At 67.5% G+C, this 20553-nt stretch carries 20 protein-coding genes; 14 read left to right on the top strand and 6 right to left on the bottom strand.

The window, feature by feature from the left end; all coding sequences use genetic code 11:
- Window positions 1-53 precede the first annotated feature (53 nt).
- On the top strand, window positions 54-554 hold the full coding sequence (locus tag E1263_RS01875) for a SigE family RNA polymerase sigma factor (protein ID WP_132164630.1): 501 nt from the start codon (window positions 54-56) through the stop codon (window positions 552-554).
- Between the two features lie 11 nt (window positions 555-565).
- Entirely contained in the window at window positions 566-1624 is a 1059-nt protein-coding gene (locus E1263_RS01870) for a hypothetical protein (RefSeq protein ID WP_132164628.1), read from the top strand.
- A 4-nt stretch (window positions 1625-1628) separates the two neighbouring features.
- On the opposite strand, the gene E1263_RS01865 is transcribed toward E1263_RS01870, so the two are convergent.
- The 4 genes from E1263_RS01865 to E1263_RS01850 are packed head-to-tail and all read right to left on the bottom strand — an operon-like array spanning window position 1629 to window position 4637.
- Window positions 1629-2195, bottom strand: coding sequence for an HD domain-containing protein (locus tag E1263_RS01865; protein WP_132164626.1), 567 nt, complete (start codon window positions 2193-2195; stop codon window positions 1629-1631).
- Window positions 2192-2812 (bottom strand): TetR/AcrR family transcriptional regulator, encoded by a 621-nt coding sequence (locus E1263_RS01860; RefSeq protein WP_132164625.1) that lies wholly within the window; start codon window positions 2810-2812, stop codon window positions 2192-2194. Before E1263_RS01860 ends, E1263_RS01865 begins: the two co-directional genes overlap by 4 nt.
- On the bottom strand, window positions 2809-3699 hold the full coding sequence (locus tag E1263_RS01855; RefSeq protein WP_132164623.1) for a sugar phosphate isomerase/epimerase family protein: 891 nt from the start codon (window positions 3697-3699) through the stop codon (window positions 2809-2811). The genes E1263_RS01860 and E1263_RS01855 overlap by 4 nt, the downstream gene beginning before the upstream one ends.
- 5 nt (window positions 3700-3704) lie before the next feature.
- Window positions 3705-4637, bottom strand: a complete 933-nt coding sequence (locus E1263_RS01850; RefSeq protein ID WP_132164621.1) for a Ppx/GppA family phosphatase — start codon at window positions 4635-4637, stop codon at window positions 3705-3707.
- Window positions 4638-4723: 86 nt separating this feature from the next.
- Here E1263_RS01850 and E1263_RS01845 point away from each other — a divergent pair, with 86 nt between their 5' ends.
- From E1263_RS01845 to E1263_RS01815, 7 genes are all read left to right on the top strand, one after another.
- Entirely contained in the window at window positions 4724-5467 is a 744-nt protein-coding gene (locus tag E1263_RS01845; protein ID WP_132164619.1) for a DUF3109 family protein, read from the top strand.
- Window positions 5468-5518: 51 nt separating this feature from the next.
- A complete protein-coding gene (locus E1263_RS01840; protein WP_132164617.1) occupies window positions 5519-6151 on the top strand; it encodes a VOC family protein in 633 nt (210 codons plus the stop codon).
- A 50-nt stretch (window positions 6152-6201) separates the two neighbouring features.
- Window positions 6202-6555, top strand: a complete 354-nt coding sequence (locus E1263_RS01835) for an ArsR/SmtB family transcription factor (protein ID WP_132164615.1) — start codon at window positions 6202-6204, stop codon at window positions 6553-6555.
- Window positions 6536-7021, top strand: a complete 486-nt coding sequence (locus E1263_RS01830; RefSeq protein WP_132164613.1) for an SRPBCC family protein — start codon at window positions 6536-6538, stop codon at window positions 7019-7021. The genes E1263_RS01835 and E1263_RS01830 overlap by 20 nt, the downstream gene beginning before the upstream one ends.
- Before the next feature lie 54 nt (window positions 7022-7075).
- Entirely contained in the window at window positions 7076-7564 is a 489-nt protein-coding gene (locus tag E1263_RS01825; protein ID WP_202868674.1) for a peptidase inhibitor family I36 protein, read from the top strand.
- A gap of 184 nt (window positions 7565-7748) precedes the next feature.
- Window positions 7749-8252, top strand: a complete 504-nt coding sequence (locus tag E1263_RS01820) for a peptidoglycan-binding domain-containing protein (RefSeq protein ID WP_202868673.1) — start codon at window positions 7749-7751, stop codon at window positions 8250-8252.
- A 90-nt stretch (window positions 8253-8342) separates the two neighbouring features.
- Window positions 8343-11540 carry a BTAD domain-containing putative transcriptional regulator gene (locus E1263_RS01815; RefSeq protein ID WP_165956428.1) on the top strand — a complete coding sequence of 1066 codons (3198 nt, stop codon included), beginning with the start codon at window positions 8343-8345 and terminating at the stop codon, window positions 11538-11540.
- Here E1263_RS01815 and E1263_RS01810 read toward each other — a convergent pair.
- Both E1263_RS01810 and E1263_RS01805 read right to left on the bottom strand, forming a co-directional pair.
- Window positions 11537-12967 carry a WS/DGAT/MGAT family O-acyltransferase gene (locus E1263_RS01810; protein ID WP_132164607.1) on the bottom strand — a complete coding sequence of 477 codons (1431 nt, stop codon included), beginning with the start codon at window positions 12965-12967 and terminating at the stop codon, window positions 11537-11539. The two genes, E1263_RS01815 and E1263_RS01810, sit on opposite strands and share 4 nt — an antisense overlap.
- 75 nt (window positions 12968-13042) lie before the next feature.
- Entirely contained in the window at window positions 13043-14467 is a 1425-nt protein-coding gene (locus E1263_RS01805; RefSeq protein ID WP_132164605.1) for a beta-N-acetylhexosaminidase, read from the bottom strand.
- Window positions 14468-14557: 90 nt separating this feature from the next.
- Here E1263_RS01805 and E1263_RS01800 point away from each other — a divergent pair, with 90 nt between their 5' ends.
- The 5 genes from E1263_RS01800 to disA all read left to right on the top strand — a co-directional run bounded on the left by E1263_RS01800 (window position 14558) and on the right by disA (window position 20450).
- On the top strand, window positions 14558-15766 hold the full coding sequence (locus E1263_RS01800; protein WP_238161028.1) for an MFS transporter: 1209 nt from the start codon (window positions 14558-14560) through the stop codon (window positions 15764-15766).
- The gene (locus tag E1263_RS01795) at window positions 15763-16458 is read left to right on the top strand and encodes a class I SAM-dependent methyltransferase (RefSeq protein WP_132164603.1); all 696 of its coding nucleotides are present in this window, start codon (window positions 15763-15765) and stop codon (window positions 16456-16458) included. Before E1263_RS01800 ends, E1263_RS01795 begins: the two co-directional genes overlap by 4 nt.
- A gap of 42 nt (window positions 16459-16500) precedes the next feature.
- Window positions 16501-17889 (top strand): DNA repair protein RadA, encoded by a 1389-nt coding sequence (gene radA, locus E1263_RS01790; protein ID WP_420323367.1) that lies wholly within the window; start codon window positions 16501-16503, stop codon window positions 17887-17889.
- Window positions 17890-18236: 347 nt separating this feature from the next.
- Window positions 18237-19175 carry a beta-ketoacyl-ACP synthase III gene (locus E1263_RS01785; RefSeq protein ID WP_132164599.1) on the top strand — a complete coding sequence of 313 codons (939 nt, stop codon included), beginning with the start codon at window positions 18237-18239 and terminating at the stop codon, window positions 19173-19175.
- A 180-nt stretch (window positions 19176-19355) separates the two neighbouring features.
- Window positions 19356-20450, top strand: coding sequence for a DNA integrity scanning diadenylate cyclase DisA (disA, locus tag E1263_RS01780; protein WP_238161027.1), 1095 nt, complete (start codon window positions 19356-19358; stop codon window positions 20448-20450).
- Window positions 20451-20553: the final 103 nt, after the last annotated feature.

The raw sequence follows: 20553 nt of genomic DNA, 5'->3' as shown, positions 1-20553 counted from the left end.
CTGGCTGAGGCCGCTTTCCGTCTTGGGGTGGACATGGAGAGTGGAGGACACGGATGAGCGAGCGGGACCAGGCGTTTGTCGAGTTCGTGGAGACGGCGAACCCGTCGCTGCGAAGAACGGCGTACCTGATCAGCGGGGACCGGCACAAGGCGGACGACATCGTCCAGGACGCCTTGTACAAGCTGTATCTGGCCTGGCCGAAGATCAGCAGGGTCGGGAATCCGTTCGCTTATGCGCGCCGGATGGTCGTCAACGCCGCGTACGACGGTGGGCGGAAGCCGTGGCGGCGTGAGGTGTCGAGCGCTGACGTGCCCGAGCGCACCGTCGAGGACTTCAGTGCAGGTCACGCCAGCCGTGACGAGGTCCTGGAGGCGCTGCGCACGCTCGCACCGCGGCAACGGGCGTGTGTCGTGCTGCGGTACTACGAGGACATGACGGTCGAGCAGACCGCCGAAGTGCTCGGGTGCGCGGAAGGCACGGTCAAGAGCCAGGCGGCTCGTGGTCTCGAAACTCTCCGCAAAGCCATGACCCGCCGATCAAGCCCGGCGCTGTGAAGGAGGACCCGATGTACAACGACCCTGAGGTCAGCGCCGAGCTGCACCGGATCGCCGACGACCAGCCCCTGACCCCGTTCGACACTGCAGCCGTCCTCAACCGCGGCCGGACGACGCGCCGGCGCCGTAAGTACCTGTCCATCGGTGGAGCCGTCACCGGGGTGGCAGCGGCCGCCGTCGTGGCCACGTTCCTGTCGGGCAGCCTGCACGCCGGTGGCAAACCACCGGTGGCAGGCGACCAGCAGGAGAACTCGCAGTTCAGCGCCGTACCGGGGGTTCCGCGCGGTGAGGACGGTGTCGCGCAGAAGCTCTCGCGGGCGGAGACCGAGCGCCGCTGCAGCCTGCGCTACCCGGGCGAGAAGCGGCCGCTGAGCGCCACCACCACTCGCTTCATCTCGGGCCGCCCGATCGGTTACGCCTTCGACAAGACAGCAGGCGGCTCGGCCCAGCCCCAGCGCATGGCCTGCCTCATCCCCGGCGGCGACCGGCCGTCGGCGGTGCTGATCGCGGCCGCGAAAGCGGACCCGCTGCCGACCACCGACGCGAACCGGCTGCGAAACTGCTCGGTCGCGGCCTGGACCGACATGACCACCTGGCAGATCAAGGCCTTCGATCAGTCGGCCAAGCTCAAGGAGGCGTGGCTGGTCGCGGTCTCGCCATCCGGACGTACGGCGATCAGCTGCCAGCTCGGCAACAGCAGGATGTGGGTACCGCAAAGCGAGTCGGAGATCAACGCCGTCAAGACGGACAAGATGGACGCTCCCGTACTGCCGCCCGTTCCAGGAGCGGCACGGCCGGATCTGCTGCGGGTCGCGACCGGCGCCTACGGATGTGAGAGTTACCAGTGCAGCGAAGGCAGTTCGGCGGTCGGCTGGGGTCGCGCGGCAGCCAATGCGACCACCGTCAAGCTGGAACGGGGCCCCGGCCCCGGACACGAGGTGAAGGTGACCGACGGCTGGTTTGCGATGGCCTGGTTCCGAGCCGGCGCCCTGGACACGAAGAAGAGGTTGACGATCACGGCGTACGACAAGGACGGCAAGGTCGTCCGCGTCCTCAGAACCACTGGGTGAGCGCTCAGATCACGGCGTACCCCGTCTTGGCGGTCAACGCGTCCAGCACGGGGTCGCCGTACCGGCGTCTGAGGTCGGCGAAGATGCCGGCCTTGTCGGCGCCCCAGCGGGCGACGGTGGCTTCGTAGGTGTCGCCGCTGAGGAAGACCGGCGGGGTCCGCTTGCTGTGGAACTTGTCGGCATACAGCACCAGCTCCTCCTCCCGAGTCTCCGGCAGATAGTCCGCCACCGGGATCGGGAGTTCCTGCTGCAGTACGTCGTCCCGGGTCAGCCCGACGCCCGTGTGGTGCGACGCGAATCGGCAAATCGGCTCCGAAAACCCAAGCCCTGCTAGCAATTCGTGGCCCAGCACCCCGTGCCGGATGTAGGCCGTCGTACCGACTCGGTAGACGCCGACGTCGTGAAGCAATGCACCGGCTCGTACCAGATCGCCGTCGACATCGAGCCCGGTCAGGAACTGCGAGGCCACCGACCACACGATCTGACAGTGTTCGTAGACCAGCTCGAACGCTTCCCGCGAAGGTGCCGCATCCTTGTGTACGGCGAGGATCTCGCGCTCGGTCGGGATCACCCGGTGAGGTGGTGCTGCAGGACCGGGGCCAGTCGGTCGACCAGGATCTGCAGGTCGGCCGAGACGACTGGTTCGAGCTCGATCAGGTAGCGGACCATCGCCAAACCGATCAGCTGCGTGGCCACCAGACTCACCCGAAGCTCAGCATCAGGAACGTCCAACGCCTTCGACACCGGCTGCAGGACGAGCTGCGTAATCCCCTCGCGCATCGCCCGAGCGACCTCGTCGCTGGCCACGACGCTGCGGAGGATCGCGCGCATCCGCTGCTGCCCGTCCGCCGATTCCCACACTTCGAGGAACGCGGTCGCGAGCCGTCGGCCGATCTCGTCGCGCGGACCGTCCAGCACGGCGGCGGCGATCTGCCGTGGGTCGACCGGCAAGGCCATCGACTCGATGAACAACGAGTCCTTGCTGTCGAAATAGTGGTGCACGAGCGCCGCGTCCACCCCGGCCTCACGGGCCACCGCGCGGATCGACGTTGCCGTGAATCCCTTGTCTGCAAAGGTCTTCCGGGCCGCGTCGAGAATCTCGCCGCGGGTGTCCGGTCCGCCGGGACGGCGCCCGGGACGCGGGCCTTCCGTCGCATGAGGGCCAGGCGTCGTACGGGGGTCTGTCACGGAGTCAGCTCCGAGATCTCCCCCTCCGGGGTGACCGCGAACGACGACGAACGACGCGAAGAGGTACGCGCGCTGTGTCTATTTTTGACGAAGTGCTTCTTGGTGAATTCCAGTGACTCGATCAGGTCGATCTCACGCTCGGAGCGGCTGGCCGCGCGCCGGGTGTTGATCTCGATGATGATGTGCCCGCGGAAGTCCTGGTTGGCCAGGTTGTTCAGCAGATCGGCGGCCCGCTGCGTCCCGCGGCCGGGCACCATGTGCTCGTCCTTGGCCGAGCCCGTCCCGTCGGTGAGGTGGACGTGCTTGAGCGTTCGGCCCATCGTCTCGGCGAGCTCGACGCAGTCCTGCTCAGCGGTCGACGAGTGCGACAGGTCGAGCGTGGTGTGTGCGTAGCTCTGCTCGGTCGGGTCCCAGCTCGGCGCATACGCCTGCAGGCCCTTGCCCGGTGCACGCCACGGATACATATTCTCGACCGCGAAGATCACGCCGGTCTCGTCCTCGAGCCGCGCGATCCCCTCGACGAATCCGCGGGCGTAGTCGCGCTGCCACCGGAACGGAGGGTGTACGACGACGACGTCCGCGCCGAGGTCCTTCGCGGCTGCGGCGGAACGCTCCAGCTTCTCCCACGGATCGGTCCCCCAGACCCGCTGGGTGATCAGCAGGCAGGGCGCGTGGATCGCCAGCACGGGCAGCTGGTGGTAGTCGACCAGTCGCTGAATCGCATCGATCTGGGTGCTCAGCGGATCGATCCCGACCATCACCTCGACCCCGTCGTACCCGAGCCGGGAGGCCAGCTCGAAGCAGCTCGCGGTCGTCTCGGGGTAGACCGACGCCGTCGACAAGCCGATCTTGGCAGTGCTGAGCTTTCCAGCGGTGCGAGAGGGCATCGGGGTCACCGGGGCTGGAGCTGGTCGAGCTGGGACAGGATGACGCCTTCACGCAGCGCCCACGGGCAGATCTCGAGTGCGGGCAGGTCGAACAGGTCCATCACCGCATCCGCAACCAGCGCACCGGCGACCAGCTGCGACGAACGGCTGGCGGAAACGCCGGGCAGCTCGGCGCGCTCGGCCGACGACATCTTGATCAGCTTCGGCGTCCACTCGGCCAGGTCGTTGCGGCTCATCGACCGCGGCACGTACCAGCCGTCGTCGGACGGAGCCGCGCCACAGATCCGGGCCAGCGACCGGAAGGTCTTGCTGGTGGCAACCGCACGCTGCGGCCTACCGGCCCGCAACACGTCACCGGCAACCGAGGCCATCTCCAAGCGAATCCGCTTGCGGAGCGCACGGATCTCGTCCTTGTCCGGCGGGTCCTGGTGAACGCCCTCGCGGGTCAGCCGCCCGGCACCGAGCGGCACCGACACCGCGACCGTCGGCTCCTCGTCGGACCCGGCCGCGATCTCCAGCGACCCGCCGCCGATGTCGAACACCGCGAGCCGACCCGACGACCAGCCGAACCAACGCCGGACGGCGAGGAAGGTCAGCCGCGCCTCGTCGACACCGCTCAGCACCTGGAGGTCCACCGAGGTTTCGGCCCGGACCCGCGCCAGCACCTTCTCGCCGTTCGGGGCCTCCCGCAGCGCGGAGGTCGCGAACGCCATCACCGACTCGCAGCCCTTGTCCTCGGCCAGCTCGGCGGCCTCCGAGATGAACGCGACCAGCTCGTCGGCACCGGCGTCGGCGATCTTGCCGTCCTTGTCCAGGTGCTCGGCCAGCCGGAGCTCGGTCTTGTGCGAGTACGCCGGCAACGGCGCGGCACCGCGGTGCGCGTCCACCACGAGCAGGTGGACGGTGTTGGAACCTACGTCTAGTACGCCGAGCCGCATATCAACAAACTACTTCACTCCCGGTGTATCAGTTGTTTCGGAGTTGCCGTTCGTAGTTCTTGACGACAGGCGCGTACGCTGCACGGGTGCCTGAGGTTTCTCTTGATTTTCCCCGTGCGTGGGTGGAGTTCACCGATCCTGACGATTCGGACCAGGTGTTCCGTTGTGACCTGACCTGGCTGACGTCCAACTGGAGCTGCATCTTCGGTGGTGGTTGCGCCGGCATCTACAAGGGCCGGCCCAACGACGGCTGCTGCACGCTCGGCGCGCACTTCTCCGACGACGAGGACGAGAACCGCGTCAAGGAGTACGTGAAGCTGATGACCAAGGAGGACTGGCAGTTCCGCAAGGAGGGCAAGCGGAACGGCTGGGTCGAGACCGACGACGAGGGCGACCGCAAGACCCGCGTCTGGGAAGGCGCGTGCATCTTCCTGAACCGCCCCGGTTTCAACGGCGGTATGGGCGGCTGCTCACTGCACGGCCTGGCCCTGCAGAAGGGCGTGCACTTCGTCGAGACCAAGCCCGACGTCTGCTGGCAGCTGCCGATCCGCCGCACGTTCCGCGAGGTGGAGCGCCCGGACGGGACGACGTACACGGAGGTCGGCATCGGTGAGTACGACCGCCGCGGCTGGGGCCCTGGCGGCCACGACCTGAACTGGTACTGCACGGGGAACACCGAGGCGCACATCGCCGTCGAGGCGGTCTTCGAGTCGAGCAAGGTCGAGCTGCAGACCCTGATGGGCCTCAAGGCGTACGACGTCCTCGCCGAGCTCTGCAAGCAGCGTCTCGAGGCGGCCCGCCCGGTGCTGCCGCACCCGGCTTCACGCTGAACGACACGCAGGTCCCCCACTATCGGCGGGGTTTGGGGCAAGAATGCTGGCATGCGTCTGGATCATCTGTCGTACGCGGCCGGCCCCGATGGGTGTCTGGCGACTGTTGAACGGCTGTCGGCGCTGCTCGGAGCCGACTTCGTCGACGGTGGTGTGCACCCGCGGTTCGGGACCATCAACTACATCCTGCCGCTGGAGAACGACCGGTATATCGAGGTCGTCGACGTCCTCGACCACCCGGCGTCCGACAAGGCGCCGTTCGGGCAGGCGGTCCGGGCTCGCAAGGAGCTCGGTGGCGGCTGGCTCGGCTGGGTGGTCGCGATCCGCGACATGGTCCGGATGGAGCGCCGGCTCGGCCGCGAGTCCGTCCCAGGCAACCGGCACCGGCCCGACGGCGTGAACCTGACCTGGCGGCAGATCGGCGTGAAGGGTTTGATCGCTGACCCGCAACTGCCGTTCTTCATCCACTGGGACGACCTCGGCGAGCACCCTTCGGTGGGCGGCAAGGGCCTGCGGCTGACCGCGCTGGAGATCGCCGGTGACCCGGTTCGCGTGACGGACTGGCTCGGACATCCGGCTGATCATCTGCTGGACGACCTGGACGTGAAGTGGGCCGGGCCGAACGGGCAGCCGGGGCTGATCGCGGCTCAGTTCGAGACGCCGAACGGCGTCGTACGGATCTGAATTCACCCTGGGCTTGACCTGGTCCCTTTGTCGGCCTAACGTACAACCAAATGGTTGTACGTGAAGAAGTCGTCGATCGGTTGTTGCACGCGCTGTCCGACAGCACGCGGCGCGACATCGTCCGGCGCTGCCTGGTCAGCGAGGCGTCCGTGTCCCGGCTCGCGGAGCAGTACCCGATGAGCTTCGCGGCCGTGCAGAAACACGTCGCCGTCCTGGAGCAGGCCGGGCTGGTGACCAAGGAACGCAGCGGACGCGAGCAGCTCGTGCGGACCGATGTCGAAGCCGTCCGCCGGGCCCGTACGGCGATCGACCAGCTCGAAGCGGTCTGGCGCGCCCGCGTGGACCGGATGACCGATCTCTTGAACGAACCGAAGGGCGATACGCATGAGCGTGAAGAGCGTTGACAAGGACCTCGATGCACTGACTCTGACGCTGGTGGCGGAGTTCAGCGCGACCACCGAGCAGGTCTGGGAGCTGTGGGCGAACCCGCGCAAGCTCGAGCAGTGGTGGGGCCCGCCGACGTACCCGGCCACTGTCGTCGAGCACGACCTGACGCCGGGCGGCGAGGTCACCTACTACATGACCGGCCCCGAGGGCGACCAGCACCACGCCTGGTGGCGGTTCATCGCGGTGAACGAGCCGAAGTCACTGGAGTTCGTGGACGGGTTCGCCGACGCCGACGGCAACCCGGTCGACACCATGCCCACCAACACGACCACGGTGACCTTCAGCCCGTACGACGGCGGCACGCGGATGGAACTGCGGTCCGTGTTCGACACGACCGAGCAGATGGAGAAGCTGATCAGCATGGGCATGGACGAGGGCCTGACACTTTCGGTCGGCCAGATGGACGCCCTGCTGGCGAGCTAAGTACGGGTGAAGTACGGACAGTGACGCGCGATCGCGGTTCGTAACGTCTGGGGCATGAATACTTTCCGGAAATCCTTGATCGCCGTTCTGGGCGCCGTTGCGACCGTGCTGGTGCTGTCCGCACCGGCCAATGCCGCGCCCATCGACAAGAAGCCCACCAACGCAGAGATGGTGCAGATCGCCGAGCAGACCGGACGGGTCTGGGACGAGCAGAAGCAGGAGCTCGTAGAACGCTGGGATTGCAACACCGGCGATGTCTGTTTCTACTCCGGCCCAGCCGGAACTGGCGACATGTGCCACTGGTCAGGCAACGACGACGACTGGCAGAGGGGCTCAGTCACCTGTTCTTGGTCCGCGAGAACCACCGTCAAATCGGTGAAGAACAACGGGACCAGCACCGCCTACAACGGCGTTCGCTATTACGACCAAGTTGGTCAGGACCGCGACGACTCCGTCGGCTGCATTCCGCGCGGCGGGCGCGGAACACTGCGCAACGAGCGCTTCCTCAAGTCACACAAGTGGGAAACCGGGGCGTGCGGCTGAGCATTTGAGAAACGAGCGGCCGGTCGAATCGCCGACCGGCCGCTCGGACCTTGGCAGCACGCAGGATGTGCCTCTGCGGGTAGTACGGGCGCGGTACGGGCAGCGAGGCGTTCGTGGTGGTTCTTAGAGTCCAAGTCTTGTCAATCAAGACACCAAGACTCGGAGCGAACACACCATGCGTGCCATGAAACGTCGACAGCGTGCACTACTTGCGTCCCTGACCCTGATCTTGACTGCAGCGCCGCTGACCGTGGTGGCGACCTTGCCTGCGGAGGCGGCGTACGGCGAGTGCAACTCGGCCAGCTGGCGCGTCGCCAGCACGGTCGGTCTCTGGGAGTACACAAAGGTTCCGGTTCGCACAGGCAACGGAATGCACTGCTACATGGGCAAGCAGCAGGGGTCCAAGTCCGCGGTCATGGCCCTGCAGGACGCCATCAAGAGGTGCTACTGGGACACCCCAGCCAGCGACTACATCTCTGCCAGCGGCGGGGTCGATGGCAAGTACGGCGAGGGCACAGCCAAGGCTGTTCTCTGGTTGCAGGTCCACCGCTTCGGATTCAAGGGGAGCAACAGGGATGGCGTTTACGGGCCTGCCACCCGCGCTGCCATGATGTGGCCGATGCACCACACCAATTCCTCGGGGGACTACATCCCGATCTACGAGTGCTGGAACTACAGCGGGATCTGAGTCACCGGGCCTGCGGCTGAGCACCTGATAACGGGCAGCCGGTCCACTGACCGGCTGCCCGGACCTCCTGTGGTGCGTAGGATGTTGGCTGTGCCCACGCCCCGGGAGAGCGACTTCGGTGGGTTGTTGCGCGGTTTTCGTCAGGACGCAGGGAAGACTCAGCGGGAGCTCGCGGACCTCGCCGGACTCAGTACCGGGGCAATCCGCGACCTGGAACAAGGCCGGAGCCGTGGCCCGAAGCCGGACTCGATCGAGGCCATCACCACCGCCCTCGCACTGAACAGCGAGGACTCCGAGAAGCTCAGGACGGCTGTCAAAGCTGGCCGAGCCGTCACAACCTCCACGACCACCGATGTCGATGGGCCGTTGCGCATTCGTGTGCTCGGCCCGCTCGACGTTCGGCATGGCGAGGTCTCCGTGCCCATCGGCGCCGGTCCGCAGCGCATCTTGCTGGCCAGGCTTGCCCTCGCGGCCGGTACGACGGTGAGTCAGGCCGAACTGATCGATCTCCTGTGGCCGAACGACGTTCCGCACAACGTGGCGAACCTGTTGCAGACCCGCGTCGCCAGGTTGCGGCGACTACTCGAGACAGGCGGCGCGGCCCCTGAGGTGATCGTCGGGAGTCCATCCGGCTACCGGTTGGCGGCAGCCGCCGAAAGCCTTGACCTGCTGGCGTTCCGCGCTCTCACGACCGACGCCGTACGGGATGATCCTGAGGTTGCCTTGAGCAAGCTTGCCGAGGCGGTGGAACTGTGGCGCGGGCTCATCGATGTCGAGGTGATCGACAGCAGCCCGCTGTACGTCGCGATCTCCAACGAGTACGCCGCTACCGTCCGCGACCTGGCCGGGTTGGCGCGCGACCTCGGTGAGCCGGAGCGGGCGCTGAGCGCCCTGCGAAACCTGGCAGGGCAGCGCGAGCTGGACGAGCCGTTGCACGTCGAGCTGATCCGGACCCTTGCTGCCGCGGATCGGCAGGCAGAGGCCCTCGCGACGTACGACCGGATCCGGTCTGCACTCGCCGGCCAGCTCGGCGTCGACCCCGGCGAAGGCCTCCGCGCTGCCCATCTCGAGGTGCTCCGGCCTGGGGCACCGGAGCTACCAGGACTGGCGGTCGTCCAGCAGACGCCGTCCGCACCGCCGGATTTCGTGGGGCGCGCGGACGAGCTCACAACGATCGGTACGGCGCTCGGCCGGCCCGGTGCAACCTGTTCCCGAGTGGTACTGATCAACGGTATCGCCGGGGTCGGTAAGACCGCCTTGGCGCTGGCGGCCGCCCATCAACTGCGGGCGCAGTATCCGGACGGTCAGCTGTACGCCGATCTGCGCGGCGCCGACGCGATCACCCCCGAGCCCATCCAGATCCTCGGCCGCTTTCTCCGCGCACTCGGCGTACCAGGACGGCGGATCGGAACCGACGCAGCCGAGGCGTCCGCGCTACTGCGCAGCGAACTTGCCGACCGTCGAATGCTGATCCTGCTCGACAACGCCCAGGACGCGGCTCAGATCCGGCCGCTGCTCCCGGGGGCCGGCGGCAGCGACGTGCTCGTCACCTGTCGACGGCGACTACCGGACCTCGCCACCACCTACGTCGTGGACCTCGAGCCTCTCCCCCACGACGACGCGGTCCTGCTGATCACAGCCACCGCTGGAACCCGGCGGCTCGATGGCGATCGATCGGGTGTGAGCGCCCTCGCGGAGGCCTGCGCCCGGCTTCCTCTCGCACTGCGGATCGCCGGCGCACGACTCGCCACCCGGCGGCAATGGACGGTCGCCGATCTGGCCAACCGGCTGGAGGACGGCAACCGGAAGCTCACCGAACTCAGCCTGGGCGAGTCCAGCGTGCTCAGCAGCTTCGACCTGAGCTACGCAGACCTGAGCGCCGACGCACAACGCGCGTTCCGGCTGTGCAGCCTCCACCCTGGCGACGACTTCAGCGCCGAGAGCGCCGGAGTTCTGCTCGGCATCCCGGTGGCTGCCGCAGATCGGGTGCTGGAGGTGCTGCTCGAGGCCAACATGCTGTTGCAGCACACGAAGGACCGCTTCCGGTTCCACGATCTGCTCGGCCTCTACTCGCGCCGGCTGCTCGCCGAGGATGCCGAGGGCGCGGCTGCACGAACCCGGTTGAACGCCTGGTACGTCGAGGCGGTGACGGCCGCGATCAACCTCGTACACCCACAACTCGTGCGGCTCGAGGCCCATCCCGCACCGGAGACCTTCTTCAGGTCGAAGGCCGACGCGCTCGCTTGGCTCGACGCGGAAGCGCCCGCACTGCTGGCGGTCGTGAAAGACCCAGGCCACTCCGACAGCCGGTCACTGTCCTGGCGGATCGTCGACCAGCTCCGGGGATACTTCCTACTCCGGAGGGATGTCGACGGCTGGCTACTGTCGGCACAGGCCGGATTGGCGGCTGCCGAAGCGGCCGGGGACGATGCCGCTCGAGTGGCGATGCTGATCAACCACAGCCAGGCCGTCGGAGCCCTCGGACGGGACGAGGAAGGACTGGTCCAAGCTCTGACCGCCTACAGCCTCGCGGTGGAGATCGGCTGGCCCGCAGCTGCCGCCTACCTGGCCTATCTGATCGGATGGTTTCACCAACTGCGGGGCAAACTCGCCGACGCGGACCTGTGGAACGACCGCGCGCTCGATCTGACCGAGAACGACCATGGCCACCTCCGCGCCATCGTGCTCAACAGCCTCGGGATGACCCGGCTGTATCAGGGCGAGCTCCAGAAGGCAGCCGACCTGTTCGGCGCCGCCCTGCAGACCAGCGATTCCGGGCCCGAGTGGGCGACGCTCACCATCCGGGGAAATCTGGCGAGCGCCGTCCGTCAGTTGGGCGAGGCCGACCGCGCAGCTGCCCTGCTCAACGAAGTACTGGATGCCTACCACCGCCGCTCGTACCTTCGGGGCGAGCTTTCCACGCTGGACGAGATGGCCAAGTTGTATGCCCAGCGCGGGGATGGACCGGCTGCATTGCAAGCGGCCCTGCGGGCCTACGAGCTCTCGATCGCCGTCCGTGACCCGAAGGCCCAGGCCCAAACTGCCTCGACGGTGGCCCATGTACACCTCGCTCTAGGCGATGTGCCCGCCGCCGTTCAGTGGGTGGAGACCTGTCTCCCGCTCGCGCGGACGACGTACCCGTATCTGGAGGCCGAAGCGCTGATCACGTTGTCCGCTGCCCGTCAGCTCACCGGTGATCAGGCGGCCGCGACCGAGGCCGCTGAGCAGGCGGCAGCCATTGCTGCCGCTTGCGGCTTTCGTCTGGTCGAAGACCCATCCGCTCGTTAATGGATGTTCTCCAGCTCGGACAGGGAAGTCTCGAGGTGGGTGAGCAGCCGCTGCAGATGAGGGACGGTCCGGCGGCAGCCCACGAGGCCGAAGTGCAGTTGATGGTCGTAGCTGGTGACGCTGATGTTGAGCGCCTGCCCGTTCATCACGATGCTCGCCGGATACATGCCGAGCAGGCGGGATCGGTTCCAGTACAGCGGGCTCTCGGCCGGGCCAGGCACGTTCGAAATGACCAGGTTGTACGGCGGATTGGTGAGCCCGGCGACACCTGGTAGCACCGCGGACGGGCCGGCGACGGCGAAGCCGAGTGCTCCGACCATCAGGTTCTGCAACGGGCTGAGCCCGGACAACACACCCTTGCTGTACGTCGTTGATGCGGTGATCCGCTTGATCCGCCGCTCGGGGTCGGCCTCGTCGGTCGCGAGGTCCGCGATCAACGTGGACAACGCGTTGCCGCCGCCGGGCGCATCGTCCTTACCTCGCAATGACACCGGGACCATCGCCGTCAAAGGCTTGTCAGGTAAGGCGTTCTGCTCGAGCAGATAGTTGCGCAGGGCACCGGAACACATCGCGAGCAGTACGTCGTTCAGTGTCGCGCCGGTGATCGCCCGCACCTTCTCCAGCCGCTCGATCGGCCACGACTGCGCTGCGAACCTGCGAGCCCCGGTGATCGATTGGTTGAAGATCGTCCGCGGCGCCTGAAACGCCACGGCGGAATGCTCGTTCACCAAACTCTTCAGCCCCACCGGGGTCAGCCCTGCGATGTCCGCGAGCATCCGGGCGGTGCCGCCGACCGCGCTCGCCGCGCGGCCCGGCGTACGGCCGAGAGCTGTGAGCAGTTCGGATGCGGTCGGTAGTCCCGGAGCGACACCTGAAGAGGACTTGGCCGGCAGGGCATAGGTCGCCGGCATACCTGTCTTCGTCGGATCTGTGGTGAGTGTGTCCTGCATCCACTTCAGCGCGGTCACGCCATCGATCATCGAGTGGTGGATCTTGCTGTAGACGCCGAACCGGCGCCCTTCCACCCCCTCGATCAGGTGGATCTCCCACAGCGGCCGATGCCGGTCCAGCAACGTCCCATGCAGCCGACTGGTGAGCTCGAACAGCTCCCGGTACCGCCCCGGCCGCGCCAGTCCGGACAGCCGGACGTGGTACTCCAGATCGATGGCGTCGTCCTGCTCCCAGGACCAGTAGCCGAGGTCGAGCGCCCGGTTCCGAACCCGCTGCGAGAAGACCGGATTCACCTGCGGCGCATCGAGGATGTCGTGGTACAGCCGGGACACGAAATCTCGCGTCCCTTCGGGGAAGACATGATCCCGCCCAGCGCCTTCCGGCAGCTCGAACAGCATCAGGCCGCCGACATGCATCGGCTGTTCCCGGCTCTCGCCGAGCAGGAACATTGCGTCGAGTGGTCCCACTGCGGTCATGAGCACCTCCGCTCCCCGTCTACTTCAGCTAACAGTGCCGAGGGGATTTTTGTTATCCCCTCAGCAACTGAAAGATCAGTCCAACGGTCGGTAGTTCACACCTAAAGCCTCGATCCGCGCCAGGTGCGGACGCAGCCGTGTGAGGAATTCGTCGTACGAGACCTTGGGGGAACCCCAGGCACGCTCGGCGAGGGCAGAGAGCCGCGGGAGCAGCATGTAACCGACCTGCTGCTCGTCCGGCATGTACTCGGTCCAGACGTTGCACTGCGTGCCGATGATGAGCGCGGCTTCGTCGTCGGAGAGGCCGGCCGGGATCACCTCGAAGTCGTAGACCTTCTCCAGCGGGATGAAGTTGCCGATCGCCAACGGCTCCGTCGCCGGGTCGCCCTGGTAGTAGTCGAAGTAGACCGACTCGCTCGGCGTCATCACCGTCTGATGGCCGGCCTTGACCGCGATCTCGCCGCGCTCGGCACTGCGCCACGCCATGATGACGGCGTCCTTCGGGCAGTCGGTGTCGACCATCTCGTCCCATCCGACCAGCCGCCGGCCCGCCTCCTCCAGCACGATCGCAACCTGGGCGGTGAACCAGCCCTGTAGCTGCTCGGCGTGCTCAAGCCCGAGGTCGGCCTGCCGCTTCTGCGCCTTCTCCGCGAGATGCCACTGCACCGACGGGCACTCGTCGCCACCGAGGTGGACGTACGGGCTCGGGAAGATGTCCAGCACCTCGCGCAGCACCGTCCGCACGAACTCGACAGTCTCGTCGTTGACGTTCAGGACGTCGTCGCTGATCCCCCACTCCTGCCGGACGCCCAACTGGTGCTGCGGGAAGTTCCCCAGCTCCGGGTACGCCGCGATCGCCGCCTGCATGTGCCCCGGCAGATCGATCTCCGGTACGACGGTGATGCCGCGCTCGGCGGCGTATTCGACGATCTCGCGCAGGTCGGTCTTGGTGTAGAAACCGCCGTGCCGCTTACCGTCGTAGGTGAACTCGGACTGCTCGTGAGTCATCCTCCCGACCATGCTCTCGTTGCGCCACGCACCGACCTCGGTCAGCTTCGGGTAGGCCTCGATCTCGACCCGCCAGCCCTGGTCGTCGGTGAGGTGGAAGTGCAGCACGTTCATCCGGTGCAGCGCGAGCACGTCGAGCACCTTGAGCACGAAGTCCTTCGGCATGAAGTGCCGCGCGACATCGAGCATCACGCCGCGCCACGCGAACTGCGGTGAGTCCGCGATGTGCACCGCCGGAACGGACACCTTCCCGTCCTCGGCCGGCTCAACAGCGTCAAGCAACTGCCCGTACGTCGTCTCTGCGTGCTGCAGCGCTTCCTCGGAACCGGCCGTCAGCCGGGCACCGTCCGGCGTCACGTCGATCCGGTACTCGGTCGCGCCGAGGTTCTCGACCACGTCGCGGATCGCCTCACCGGCGGGGTCCGCGGAGATCCAGCGAGCGTCGTTCACGGTGAGTTCGCGCGGCGCGGGGACGATCGCGATGTCGGGCATCTGGAGGCTCCAAAAGCAGGCAGGGGATTTACGCAACCCTATTCTAAAATTGTTACAGCTGATCTGTCAGGTAGATGAGACAGTGACCAGGTGACCGCCGACCTGCAGCGAACGACCGTCCGGGTGCTAGTGGCGAGCAATGTGCTCGGCGGGGTGGCGATGGCCAGTGGGTTCGCCGTCGCGGGACTGCTCGCCGAACGCATCTCCGGGTCCACCTCGACGGCCGGCTTGGTCGCCACGTCGACCACGATCGGGGCCGCGGCTCTCGCCGTACCGCTGGCCAGGCTCGCCCGCTCACGCGGGCGCCGGTTCGCGCTGACTGTTGGCTATGTGATCGGCACGGTGGGCGCTGTCCTGACCATCGTCGCCGCACAGGTCAGCTCACTCCCACTGCTGCTCCTGGCTGGTTGCCTCTTCGGCAGCGGCACTGCGGCCAACCTGCAATCCCGGTACGCCGCTACTGACGCGGCCGACCCCGCACATGTGGCCCGGGCACTGTCGCTGGTCGTCTGGGCCACCACGATCGGCGTCGTGATCGGGCCTAATCTGACCGGTGCTGGCGCCAGAGTCGGCGACTCACTCGGCGTACTGCCGCTGGCTGGCCCGTACGTGTTCTCCGTGGTCGCACTGGTGCTGAGCCTCGTCACCGTCTGGTTCGGACTCCGCCGCCTGCCTCGCCCGCAGACTGCGTCGGTCGAACGCCAGCCGCTGGCAGTGACCTTCCGCCGCGTCATGGCGATCCCCCACGCTCGTCTTGGTCTGCTGGCGATCGCCACCGCTCACGCGGTGATGGTGGGCGTGATGTCGATGACCTCGGTCCACCTGCAGCACCATGGCGCTTCTCTGACGATTGTCGGCTTCATCATCAGCGGTCACGTGGCCGGGATGTTCGCACTGTCTCCGGTGATGGGCTGGCTGGCCGACCGGCTCGGTCCCATCCCCACCATCGGTCTCGGCCTCGCCACACTCGCCATAGCGATGACTGTGGCTGCGCTGGCAGCCGACGAGGCGCACGGCCTCACCGCAGTGGCGCTGATCCTGCTGGGGCTCGGCTGGTCGGCCTGTCTGGTGTCTGGATCCACTCTGCTGTCCAGCTCGGTCCCTGCGGACATTCGGACGTCCGCACAAGGCCTGTCCGATCTGACGATGGGCGTGCTGGCGTCCCTCTCCGGTACGGCGGCCGGTCCGGTGCTGGCTCAGTTCGGGTTCCACTGGCTCGCCGTACTGTGCGGTCTGCTGTTGATCCCGGTCGCCCTGCTCGCTGCCACCACCAAACAGTCAATACGCTCTACTGCGTGAGCATTGCGGACGGCGGAATCCCCAGCCCCAACATCTGGCACCACCCGAAGGTGTACGAGGTCGAGAACCACGCGGTCGACCCGGACGGCGTCATCGAGCCGGCCATGCGGGCGATCCACGACTGGGCCGATGCCAACGTGCTCGACATCGGCTGCGGCACCGGGTTCCACCTCCCGCGCTTCGCTGCGACTGCTCGCAAGGTGGTCGGGGTCGAGCCGCACGGAGCACTCGCGGAGGCGGCGCAGCGCCGTACCAAGGACTTTCCGAACGTAGAGGTCCGCCAAGGCACCGCTCAGCGACTGCCCGTGCCGGACTCGTCGGTCGATGTGATGCACGCCCGCTGGGCCTACTTCTTCGGCCCCGGCTGCGAGCCCGGCCTGGCCGAACTCGCCCGCGTGATGCGCCGCGGCGGTACCGCGTTCGTCATCGACAACGACGGCAGCCGCTCCACCTTCGGCCGCTGGTTCCGCGAGTGCTACCCGACCGTGAAGGCCGACGAGGTCGAACGCTTCTGGGCCGCCCAAGGCTGGAACCGCACGCCCCTCGACATGGGCTGGCGCTTCGACTCCCGCGCGGACCTCGAAGCCGTCATCCGGATCGAGTTCGCCCCGGCCGACGCCGAGCGCATCATCGCCTCCCACACCGGCACCGAAGTCGACTACGCCATCAACCTCTGGTCCAAGACCTTCTGAGTTTTGTCCGAGCCGGGCTATAGGTTGCTCGGTATGGCGAAGGTGGCTACGGCGAAGGGGAAATCGGCGTTCGCGTGTTCGGAGTGCGGGTGGACTTCGGTGCGCTGGATCGGCCGGTGTGGTGAGTGCCAGGCCTGGGGGACGGTCAAGGAGGTCGGGGCAGCGAAGGCGGCCCGGATCACGGCCGGAGCGGTGACGTCGCCGGCGCTGCCGATCGGCAAGGTGTCGGCGGTCGAGGCCGAGTCGCGGCCGACCGGGATCGGTGAGCTCGACCGGGTCCTCGGCGGTGGAGTGGTGCCGGGTGCGGTCATCCTGCTGGCCGGTGAGCCGGGCGTGGGCAAGTCGACGCTGTTGCTGGAGGTCGCGGCGCAGTCCGCGCGCAGTGGGCAGCGCACGTTGTATGTGTCGGGCGAGGAGTCGGCGGCCCAGGTGCGCATGCGCGCGGGCCGGACTGATGCGCTCGTCGACGACCTGTATCTGGCGGCCGAGACCGACCTCGGCGCGGTGGTCGCCCACATCGATTCGGTCGAGCCCACCTTCGTGGTGATCGACTCGGTGCAGACGATGGCGCATCCCGAGGTCGACGGTGCGCCCGGTGGTGTCACCCAGGTCCGCGAGGTCACCGGCGCGCTCGTGCGACTGGCGAAGGAACGGCACATCGCCGTCGTGCTGGTCGGTCACGTCACCAAGGAAGGCGCCATCGCCGGCCCGCGCATGCTCGAGCACCTGGTCGACGTGGTGCTCGCGTTCGACGGCGACCGGCACTCCGGGTTCCGGATGGTCCGCGCCACCAAGAACCGGTTCGGCCCGTCCGACGAGGTCGGCTGTTTCGACATGGTCGACACCGGCATCATCGAGGTCACCGACCCGACCGGCCTGTTCGTCTCCGAGCACGCCGAGCCCGTCGCCGGCACCTGCGTCACCGTCATGATGGAGGGTCGCCGCCCACTCCTCGCCGAGGTCCAGGCCCTGGTCGGCCCCTCCGCAGCACCCCAACCCCGCCGTACGACGTCCGGTCTCGAATCGCAGCGCGTCGCCATGGTGCTCGCCGTCCTGGGCAACCGCGCGGGCCTGAAACTGCACGACAAAGAGGTGTACGTCGCCACGGTGGGCGGCGTGAAGATCACCGAACCCGTCGCCGACCTGGCCGTCGCCATCGCGGTCGCCTCCTCGGAGATGGACAGACCGATCCACCCCGGCCTGGTCGCGATCGGCGAGGTCGGTCTGGCCGGCGAGGTCCGCCGCGTCGGCGGCCTCGAGAAACGCCTCGCCGAAGCCGCTCGCCTCGGCTTCACCAAGGCGATCGTCCCCGCCGACATCCCGAACCGGACCAAAGACCTGAAGCCGATGGACATCCAAGCCAAATACGGCCTCCGCACCTTCGCCGCCCCCGACATCCGCGCAGCCCTCCTCGCCGCCGGCCTGGCCTGACCTCCGCACGGCTCAAACCGCCCAGGTCAGCCGTCTTCGACGAACCCCCATTTGATGGGCCCACCCACCGGAGTGTGGGTGGGCTAGCCGCATGCGGTTGGCCAACCCACAACGGGATGGGCCAGCCCATCAAATGGGGACGGTGCGCGGGCAATGTTCCGGCGGATGGGATGTGCGGGGCGCGGAGTTGTGTTCCTGGCCACAGGCCTGGCGAGGCTTGAGCCAGGCGTGAGACGCGGGCTGCACGCCGGGTCCGGCGGGAACGTACGCTGGGGTAACAACGTGCCGGGTTCAGTGCCGAGCCCGCGCCCCGCCCGGCGGATGCCGGATGACTGCAGGAGCATCAGATGACCGGATCCAAAGTTGTCGCGCTCGGCCACTACCAGCCGGAGCGGGTGCTGACCAACGCCGAACTGGCGACGATGGTCGAGACCAACGACGAGTGGATCCAGAGCCGCGTCGGCATCAAGGAGCGCCGGATCGCGGCGCCGGAGGAGTCGGTGGACGAGATGGCGTGGCGGGCGGCCGACAAGGCGCTGGCCAACGCGGGGATCGACGCCGGCGAGATCGACTACGTCGTCGTCGCCACCTGTACGGCGATCGACCGGTCACCGAACATCGCGGCCCGCGTCGCGAACCGCCTCGGCCTCGGCCACCCGGCGGCGATCGACATCAACACCGCCTGCTCGGGGTTCGCGTACGCACTGGCGACCGCCGACCAGGCGATCCGGGCCGGTGCCGCGACGAAGGCGATCGTGATCGGCGTCGAGAAGCTGAGCGACTGGACGGACTGGACCGACCGCACCACTTGCGTGCTCATCGGCGATGGCGCGGGCGCCGCCGTACTGGTGGCGAGCGACGAGCCGCAGATCGGGCCGGTCGTGTGGGGTTCGGTGCCGGAGATGTCGGACGCCGTCCGGATCGAGGGCCGGGACGGGAAGTTCCAGCAGGCCGGGTTGAGCGTTTTCCGCTGGGCCACCACGCAGCTGCCGGAGATCGCGAAGCAGGCCTGCGAGAAGGCCGGGCTGAAGCCCGAGGAGCTCGGCGGCGTCGTCCTGCACCAGGCCAACCTGCGGATCATCGAGCCGCTGGCCAAGCGCCTCGGCGCGGTCAACGCGGTGGTCGCCAAAGATGTGGTCGAGTCCGGGAACACCTCGGCCGCGAGCATCCCGATCGCCTGGTCGAAGCTGGTCGAAAAGCGTGAGATTCCATCCGGCGCGCCGGTACTGCTGTTCGGATTCGGCGGCGGTCTCTCGTACGCCGGACAGGTCGTCCGCACCCCCTGACACAGCAGGCGTCACCCGCGTCCGGATCGCATTCACACGGGGATCCGGAACTGCACGGTCCAGATGCACGAGCGCGTGCACGCGCAGGTGCAAGTGGCACCGGATCAGAAGTCCCTGCAGCAGCCGTCCGCAGGGACTTAGCACCCATGACCGGTGCACAACCGCATAGACTCACCTTCCGTGGCCCCGAACTCCAACAAAAACAGCACCGGCTCCCGGATGCGCGCGACCCTCGCGGCGGTGGCACCCGGTACCGAACTGCGTGAAGGCCTGGAACGAATCCTGCGTGGGCGCACCGGCGCCCTGCTGGTCCTGGGCAACGACAAGGTCGTCGACTCGATCTCGACCGGTGGTTTCGAGATCGGCATCGAGTTCACCGCGACCGGTCTGCGCGAACTCAGCAAGATGGACGGCGCGATCGTCCTCGACCGCGATGCGACCAAGCTGATGCGGGCAGCCGTGCACCTGATGCCGGACCCGTCCATCCAGACCGACGAGACCGGCACGCGGCACCGCACCGCCGACCGCGTCGCCCGGCAGACCGGCTTCCCGGTCATCTCCGTCTCGCAGTCGATGCACATCATCGCCCTGTACGTCGATGACCAGCGCTACGTGCTCGAGGATTCCGGAGCGATCCTGTCCCGGGCGAACCAGGCGCTGGCCACCCTCGAGCGGTACAAGCTGCGGCTCGACGAGGTCTCCGGCACGCTCTCCGCGCTGGAGATCGAGGACCTGGTGACGGTTCGCGATGTCGCCGCGGTGGCGCAGCGACTCGAGATGGTGCGCCGGATCGCGACCGAGATCGACGGCTACGTGGTCGAGCTCGGCACCGACGGCCGCCTGCTCACCCTTCAGCTCAACGAGCTCGTCGCCGGTGTCGCCGGTGAGCGGGAGCTCGTCGTACGGGATTATCTGCCGCCGGCCGGCGGTCGTCGTGCCAAGGGTGCGGAGGATGTCCTGCTCGAGCTGGATGCGGTCAGCCCGGCCGACCTGCTCGACATCGGCCAGGTCGCCCGCGCCCTGCAGCTCGGCGGCGCCGAGCAGCTCGATGCGGCTGTCACCCCACGCGGATACCGGCTGCTGGCCAAGGTCCCGCGCCTGCCAGGTGCCGTGATCGACCGTCTGATCGAGCACTTCGGTCACCTGCAAAAGCTGCTGGCGGCGAGTATCGACGACCTGCAGACCGTCGAGGGCGTCGGCGAGAACCGCGCCCGGACCGTCCGCGAGGGCCTGTCCCGGCTCGCCGAGTCGAGCATCCTCGAACGCTACGTCTAGGGCGTGTTCCTTGAGTCCGCGCCGTAGCGAGCATGTGCTCGGTGCGGTAGCTCGGCGTGCTGGAGGGAAGGCCTCGATGCTTTTCCATCGTGGCCTTTCCTCC

The sequence above is a fragment of the Kribbella antibiotica genome (genome assembly GCF_004349055.1).
Lineage (GTDB): Bacteria > Actinomycetota > Actinomycetes > Propionibacteriales > Kribbellaceae > Kribbella > Kribbella antibiotica.
Note: the sequence above shows the minus strand (reverse complement) of the source record. Positions and strands in the feature narration are given on the sequence as shown.